The sequence below is a fragment of the Paraburkholderia mimosarum LMG 23256 = NBRC 106338 genome, from assembly GCF_000739815.1.
Taxonomy (GTDB): domain Bacteria; phylum Pseudomonadota; class Gammaproteobacteria; order Burkholderiales; family Burkholderiaceae; genus Paraburkholderia; species Paraburkholderia mimosarum.
On the sequence record NZ_BBJJ01000072.1, the window covers coordinates 23,600 to 30,344 of the forward strand.

At 65.4% G+C, this 6,745-nt stretch carries 7 protein-coding genes; all 7 read right to left on the bottom strand.

Annotated features, from left to right (window positions below):
- Positions 1-23 precede the first annotated feature (23 nt).
- A complete protein-coding gene (rng, locus tag BMI01S_RS30565) occupies positions 24-1,493 on the bottom strand; it encodes a ribonuclease G (RefSeq protein WP_028210450.1) in 1,470 nt (489 codons plus the stop codon).
- 8 nt (positions 1,494-1,501) lie between these two features.
- Positions 1,502-2,125 carry a Maf family protein gene (locus tag BMI01S_RS30570; RefSeq protein ID WP_028210449.1) on the bottom strand — a complete coding sequence of 208 codons (624 nt, stop codon included), beginning with the start codon at positions 2,123-2,125 and terminating at the stop codon, positions 1,502-1,504.
- A gap of 138 nt (positions 2,126-2,263) precedes the next feature.
- The gene (gene rlmH, locus BMI01S_RS30575; protein ID WP_028210448.1) at positions 2,264-2,734 is read right to left on the bottom strand and encodes a 23S rRNA (pseudouridine(1915)-N(3))-methyltransferase RlmH; all 471 of its coding nucleotides are present in this window, start codon (positions 2,732-2,734) and stop codon (positions 2,264-2,266) included.
- 52 nt (positions 2,735-2,786) lie between these two features.
- On the bottom strand, positions 2,787-3,257 hold the full coding sequence (gene rsfS, locus BMI01S_RS30580) for a ribosome silencing factor (protein WP_028230625.1): 471 nt from the start codon (positions 3,255-3,257) through the stop codon (positions 2,787-2,789).
- 2 nt (positions 3,258-3,259) lie between these two features.
- The gene (locus BMI01S_RS30585) at positions 3,260-3,976 is read right to left on the bottom strand and encodes a nicotinate-nucleotide adenylyltransferase (protein ID WP_028210446.1); all 717 of its coding nucleotides are present in this window, start codon (positions 3,974-3,976) and stop codon (positions 3,260-3,262) included.
- A gap of 4 nt (positions 3,977-3,980) precedes the next feature.
- Positions 3,981-4,916: an oxygen-dependent coproporphyrinogen oxidase gene (gene hemF, locus BMI01S_RS30590; RefSeq protein WP_028230626.1), complete on the bottom strand. Its 936-nt coding sequence runs from the start codon at positions 4,914-4,916 to the stop codon at positions 3,981-3,983.
- A 600-nt stretch (positions 4,917-5,516) separates the two neighbouring features.
- Positions 5,517-6,647: an IS110 family RNA-guided transposase gene (locus BMI01S_RS30595; RefSeq protein WP_042291714.1), complete on the bottom strand. Its 1,131-nt coding sequence runs from the start codon at positions 6,645-6,647 to the stop codon at positions 5,517-5,519.
- Positions 6,648-6,745: the final 98 nt, after the last annotated feature.

The following is a 6,745-nucleotide window of genomic DNA, read 5'->3' on the forward strand; positions in this document are numbered from 1 at the left end:
GTGATGCGCTACGGGATATCGCGCTACATGAGCACGATGTCGTACTGCTCCTGACTCAAATTCGATTCCACCTGCAGCGAAACCGGCTTGCCGATGAAGTCGATCAACATGGCGAGGTGCTGCGATTCCTCTTCGAGAAACAGGTCAATGACCTGCTGCGAAGCCACCACGCGAAACTCGCGCGGGTTGAATTGCCGCGACTCGCGCAGGATCTCGCGCAGCACGTCATAGCAGACGGTGCGCGGGGTCTTCACCTGCCCCTTGCCGAGACACGTCGGGCAGGGCTCGCACAACACGTGCGCCAGCGATTCGCGCGTGCGCTTGCGCGTCATCTCCACGAGGCCCAGCTGCGAGAAGCCGTTCACGGTCACGCGCGTGCGGTCCCGCGAGAGCGCTTTCTTGAGTTCGCCGAGCACCTGATCGCGATGCTCGACGTTCTCCATGTCGATGAAGTCGATGATGATCACGCCGCCCAGATTGCGCAGACGCAGTTGTCGCGCGATCGTATGCGCCGCTTCGAGGTTCGTCTTGAAGATCGTGTCGTCGAAGTTGCGCGCGCCCACGTAGCCGCCCGTGTTCACGTCGATGGTCGTCATCGCCTCGGTCTGGTCGATCACGAGGTAGCCGCCCGACTTGAGGTCCACGCGCCGCGAGAGCGCGCGCTGGATTTCGGCCTCGATGTTGTAGAGGTCGAAGAGCGGCCGCTCGCCCGTGTAGTGGTGCAGCTTCGCCAGCACGGCGGGCGTGAACTCGGTGGCGAACTCGGTGAGTTTCTGGAACGTCTCGCGCGAATCGACCTGAATGCGCGAGGTCTCGTCGTTCACGAAGTCGCGCAGCACGCGCTGCGCGAGATTCAGGTCTTGATAAAGCAGGCTCGTGGCGGGCACGCGCTGCGCCTGCGCGAGTATCGTCGCCCACGTCTTGCGCAGATAAGCCACATCGGCGGCGAGCTCTTCGCTCGTGGCGTCTTCGGCGATCGTGCGCACGATATAGCCGCCTTTCTCATCGGCGGGCAGCACGGCCGTGAGGCGTGCGCGCACCGCTTCGCGCTCGGCCTCGCTCTCGATCTTCTGCGAGATGCCGATATGGGGCTCCTGCGGCAAATAGACCAGCGTGCGGCCCGCGATGCTCACCTGCGTGGAAAGCCGCGCGCCCTTCGTGCCGATCGGGTCCTTCACGACCTGCACCATGAGCGTCTGCCCTTCGAACACGGTCTTTTCGATGGGCTGGTGATGCACGGGCGCATGCGCTTCGCCGGCAATGCGCGGATGCCAGATGTCGGCCACATGGAGGAACGCGGCGCGCTCGAGGCCGATATCGATGAAGGCGGACTGCATGCCCGGCAGCACGCGCACGACCTTGCCGAGATAGACGTTGCCGACGCGCCCGCGCGAAAGCGTGCGCTCGACGTGAAGCTCCTGTACTGCGCCTTGCTGGACCAATGCGACGCGCGTCTCCTGGGGCGTGACGTTGATCAGGATTTCTTCATTCATGGTTTGTTCTAGAAGTCGATGCCCGCGGCGCGCAGGAGGGCGGCCGTTTCGAATAGTGGCAAACCCATGATACCCGAATAGGACCCGTCGATTCGCTCGACGAATTCCGCCGCGCGGCCCTGGATGCCGTATGCACCGGCCTTGCCGAACGGCTCGCCGCTCGCGACATAACGTGCGATCGCGGCGGGCAGCGCAGCGGCGAAGCGCACGTGCGAACGCGAGACCGCGATGGGGAGGCACACGCCTTCGGCGTTCACCACGGCGACGGCGGTGAGGACCTCGTGCACGCGGCCGGCGAGGCGTTCGAGCATCGCGTAGGCGTCGGCGGCGTCGTGCGGCTTGCCGAGGATATGGCCGTCGATCGCAACCGTCGTATCGGCCGTGAGTATCGGCGCATGCGCGTGCGCGCCGGCGACGAGCCGCGCGCGGGCGGCGTCGGCCTTCGCGGCGCACACGCGCTCCACGTAGACGGAGGCTTCCTCGCCGGGCAGCGCGGCTTCGAGCGCTTCGGCGTCTTCGTCGGGACGCGGCAGGAGCAGTTCGAAGCGCACGCCGAGCTGCTGCAGCAGCTCCTGGCGTCGCGGGCTTTGCGAGGCGAGATAGACGAACGGATAGGGCGCGTTGGTGGGCATCGGAGCGTCTTTGTCGTTACGGACTTCGGGTTGACGTGCGCGCCTGCCGTCAAGGCGCAGGCGCGCGACGAAAAGCGGCTCGGGCGCGCGTTGAACCTCGCTATAAACCTCCATCGCGGCGTGCCCTGCGAGCTTTCTTCACACGCGATGATAGGGGTGATTCTGCGTGATGGTCCACGCCCGGTAAAGCTGCTCGGCAAGCAGTACGCGCACCATCGCATGCGGCAGCGTGAGGGAGGACAGGCGCAGGAGCGTATCGGCGCGCGACTTCAGTTCGGGGTCGAGGCCGTCCGCGCCGCCGATCAGGAACGCCACGTCGCGGCCGTCCTGCTGCCAGAGCGGCAGCGCCTTGGCGAGCTGCATCGTGGTCCAGTCCTTGCCGCGTTCGTCAAGCGCGACGATGCGCGCGTTCTTCGGCAGCGCGGCTTCGATGCGCGTGCGCTCGGCGGCCATGACGCTCTCGGCGGGGCGCCCCGACGAGCGCTGCTCGGGCTTCACCTCGCGCAGTTCGATGCGCAACTCGGGCGGCATGCGCTTCGTGTATTCCTCGAAGCCCTCGGCGATCCAGTCCGGCATCTTGTGGCCGACGGCGACGATATGCAGTTTCATCGTGCGAATGCGTGAGACTTGAGAGCGGACGCAAGGGCGCTAGTAGACACGCTCACTTGGCGGTCTTGCGCGCGGCCGTCTTGCGGGCCGGCTTCTTCGCGACCGGCGCGTGTTCCACGACTTCGTCGTCTTCATCGTCCATCGGCTCGCTCGGGCGTGCGCCCACGAAGCCCGTGTTGTTGGCGAGCTTCACGCGCACCGGCTTGTCGCCCCAGATTTCCTCGAGGTTGTAGTACTGGCGCAGCGCGGGCTGCAGGATGTGGACGACCGCGTCGCCGCAATCCACGAGCACCCATTCGCCGATGTCCTCGCCTTCCGTGCTGACGATGTCGCCGCCCGCTTCCTTGACCTTTTCGCGCACGCTGTTGGCAAGCGCCTTGGTCTGGCGGTTCGAGGTGCCGCTCGCAACGACCACGCGGTCGAACAGCTCGGTCAGATGGCTCGTGTTGAAGACACGAATGTCCTGTGCCTTGACGTCTTCGAGACCGTCGACGATGGCGCGTTGAAGTTTGCGGATGTCCATGTTTACCCGTGATGCAGATAGAGATGATGTTGAAGGATATAGTCCCACACGGCCGCGGGGACCTTGTCGGCGGCCGTGCCCCGACGTTGCCCGCTCGCCACGCAGGCCGGCAGGTCGCGCCGGATTGCGGTCGCCGAAACGTCGAGCGCGAGCGTAGCGTCGACCAGCAGGTGGCCGTGCGGCGTTGCCGCCAGCACGGCGGCGCTCGCGCGGCGCGCAGCGGCTTCCTGCGCGACCGCTTGCGGCAGCGCCGCGAAGTCGAAGCCCGGGCGGCTCGCCACGGCCACGTGGGCGAGCGCGAACAGCTCGCGCCATTCGTGCCAGGAATCGAGGTGCAGCAGTTGATCCGCGCCCATTAGCAGCGTCAGCGCGGCACTCGCGTTGCTGTCGTTCCTCGCGCGCCAGCGGCCCAGGGTTTCCACGGTGTAGGTCGGGCCGTCATGCTCGATTTCGTCGGCGTCGACGGTTACCGTCACGCCCGGCAGCGCGAGCGAAGCGGCGGCGGCGCGCGTCATGGCGAGCCGATGCCGCGCCGCGGTGACGCCTGGCTTCTGCCACGGCTGGCCGGCGGGCAGCAGGATCAGCTCGTTGAGATCCAGCACGCGCGCAAAATGGCGCGCGAGCGCGAGATGGCCCTCGTGGATCGGATCGAAGGTGCCGCCGAGCAGCCCGACGCGCCGTGCAAGCGCGTCCGGTGGGGCGGTGAAAGCTTGCGTCACGGCGTCAGACCCAGTCGCGCACCGGCAGGAAGTCGGTATAAAGGCGCGCTTCGGGGGTGCCCGGTTGCGGCTGCCAGTCGTAGCGCCACGTGGCGCCCGGCGGCATCGACATGAGGATCGACTCGGTGCGGCCGCCGCTTTGCAGGCCGAAATGCGTGCCGCGGTCCCAGACCAGGTTGAACTCGACGTAGCGGCCGCGCCGGTACGCCTGGAATTCGCGCTCGGCTTCGCCGTATGGCGTCGCCCGGCGCTTTTCGATGATCGGCAGATAGGCCTTCAGGAAGCCGTCGCCCACGCTCTTGAGCATGGCGAACGCCGCGTCGAAGCCGCCTTCGGCGTAATCGTCGAAGAAGATACCGCCCACGCCGCGCGCCTCGTTGCGGTGCTTCAGGAAGAAATATTCGTCGCACCAGCGCTTGAAGCGCGGGTAGCGGTCCGCGCCATAGGGCGCGAGCGCGTCGCGGCACACGCGGTGGAAATGCTGCGCGTCTTCCTCGAAGCCGTAGTAAGGCGTGAGGTCCATCCCGCCGCCGAACCAGAACACCGGCGCCATGCCCGCCTTCGTCGCGAGCAGCATGCGCACGTTCATGTGCACGGTCGGGCAGTACGGATTGCGCGGATGCAGGACGAGCGAGACGCCCATCGCCTCGAAGCCGCGGCCGTTGAGTTCGGGGCGCGTCGCGGTCGCGGAGGGCGGCAGCGCGTCGCCGGACACGTCGGAAAAGCCGATGCCCCCGCGCTCGAAGAACTGGCCGCCTTCGATGATGCGCGTGCAGCCGCCGCCGCGCAGCTTCTCGCCGGGCGCGCGCTGCCAGTTGTCCGTCGCGAACGGCGTGCCGTCGAAAGCGCCGAGGGTGTCGGCGATCTGCGTCTGCAGGCTGGCCAGCCAGGCGCGGACGGCGGCGCTGTCCGGGGAGCCGCTGTTTGGGATGTCGGTCATCGATGCAATGGGGACGGCGGCGCACCGGCGCCGGATCTGGGTTAGGGGACAGGCCGCCCGGGGGCGGCCCGACAGCGGCAGTGTAGCGCCGATTGGCGCGTGGCCTGGCACTGTCGGCGCGAGGGCGTGCCGTCAGTGCGACGTCGCTGCTGCGCGGGTCCGTTCGCGATGGGTTGCCTTGCTTTCGGGTGCGAGCGGCCAGACGAAGCAGCTCGCGAGTGCGGCCGCGGCGCGCAGCCGGATGGCCGTCCGCGTCGTTTGGGGCCGCATCAACCGCATCGACGGATGGCGGCCCCAGGAACGCGTTACCGCGCTGATATGACTCCCGGTGTCAATCTGGATCGGTTTTCATGATCTGCTCCGTGGTTCGTGCAATTTCCTGAGGGCGGCGTAGCTGTAAATCTCGACGGTGGATCACGCTGATATTCGCGGGTTGGTTGCCGCATTACAGAGGTCCGTCTCATGAGCCTGCCGCTTCCTTACTACGCAAGTCGACTGATGCCGTTGCCAAACGCGGTCGCGGATTACTCGAATACCGGGCTGCGCCGCCTTCAGGAAACTTCAAATTTCCACTGCTCGTCGATTTCTTGGAGGCTCCGTTTATGCAGCTTGTCTGCTGGGAGGCACAGCGAGTGATATCCCCAGCCGGCCGACGTCCCAGATGAAGCCTGCCAACTCGCGTGCGATAGCAATGATGGCGACGTGTGCGGTCTTGCCTCGGTTGACGAGTTTGCGAAATCGCCTGCACAGCCTCAGCTGCGCGTCCCAGGCACGATCGATTATCGGTTTTGGCAGACCTTCATGCCGGCGCTGAATGTCGATGCTTACTCGGGCGGGATGCCGATAGCTCCAGGCGGATTCCACCAGCAGCTTACGTGCGTAGCTGTTGCCGGTCTTCGTAATGCTGCCTTGCCGTCGCTTCCCACCTGATGAATGCTCTGAAGGCGTCACACCAATCCATGCCATCAACTGCCGCGGATGTTCAAAGCGCGACAGGTCGCCCAGCTCAGAAACCAGTCCGATTGCCGACGTAAAGTTGATTCCACGCATGGCCTGCAGGGCAAGTACAACCGGATAAAACCGCCAGTTCGTGACCGCTTCGCGCAATGCCAGTTCCAGCCGCTCGCATTGGGCGAGCCGGTCTTCAATCGTGCGCCGATGTTCGTTGAACGCCAGTTGCTGCCATGCACTGTCAAACGAGAACGTACTTAACCAGCGCCGATGTGTCGGTCCCCAGTTGGGGCGGCCGAGATAATGGACGCCGTGGGCAAGCAGAAACGATTTGAGCCTGCAGCGTGCTGCCTTCAGGTCTTCTCGAGCGGCCGACCAGGCGCGGGCCAGGTCGCGGAACGCTTCGTCTTCAATTGTTGGCACATGTACCGCTGACAAGTCGCCGGCGCGCAGCGAGCGCACCAGCTTGATCGCGTCACGGCGGTCCGTCTTGACACGATCACCCGGCTTGCGTGGAATGAGCGATGGTGCGCAAACCATGCAGTCGAAGCCTTTATCGACCAGCCTTCGATACAGGCCGTACCCGCATGGTCCCGCTTCATAGACAAAGCAGATGTGCCGCGCCTTCTGCTGAAGTCGCTTGCAGAGCCGGTCGACATCAATCTGCATGGCGCCCACCTTGCCGAACAGTTCGACGTTGCCCATGCCGATCGCATAGGCAACCGTGATCGAGTCTTTGTGGACATCAAGCCCCACATACAACGTGCTATCGTCTTCCATGCTGGCCTCCGCGGCGGAATACACCGTTGAGTGGCGGTTCCGCCCCCACTCAATGCGGCTCTGGCAGCCATGCTAACCCGCGCAAACTTCCCCACGGT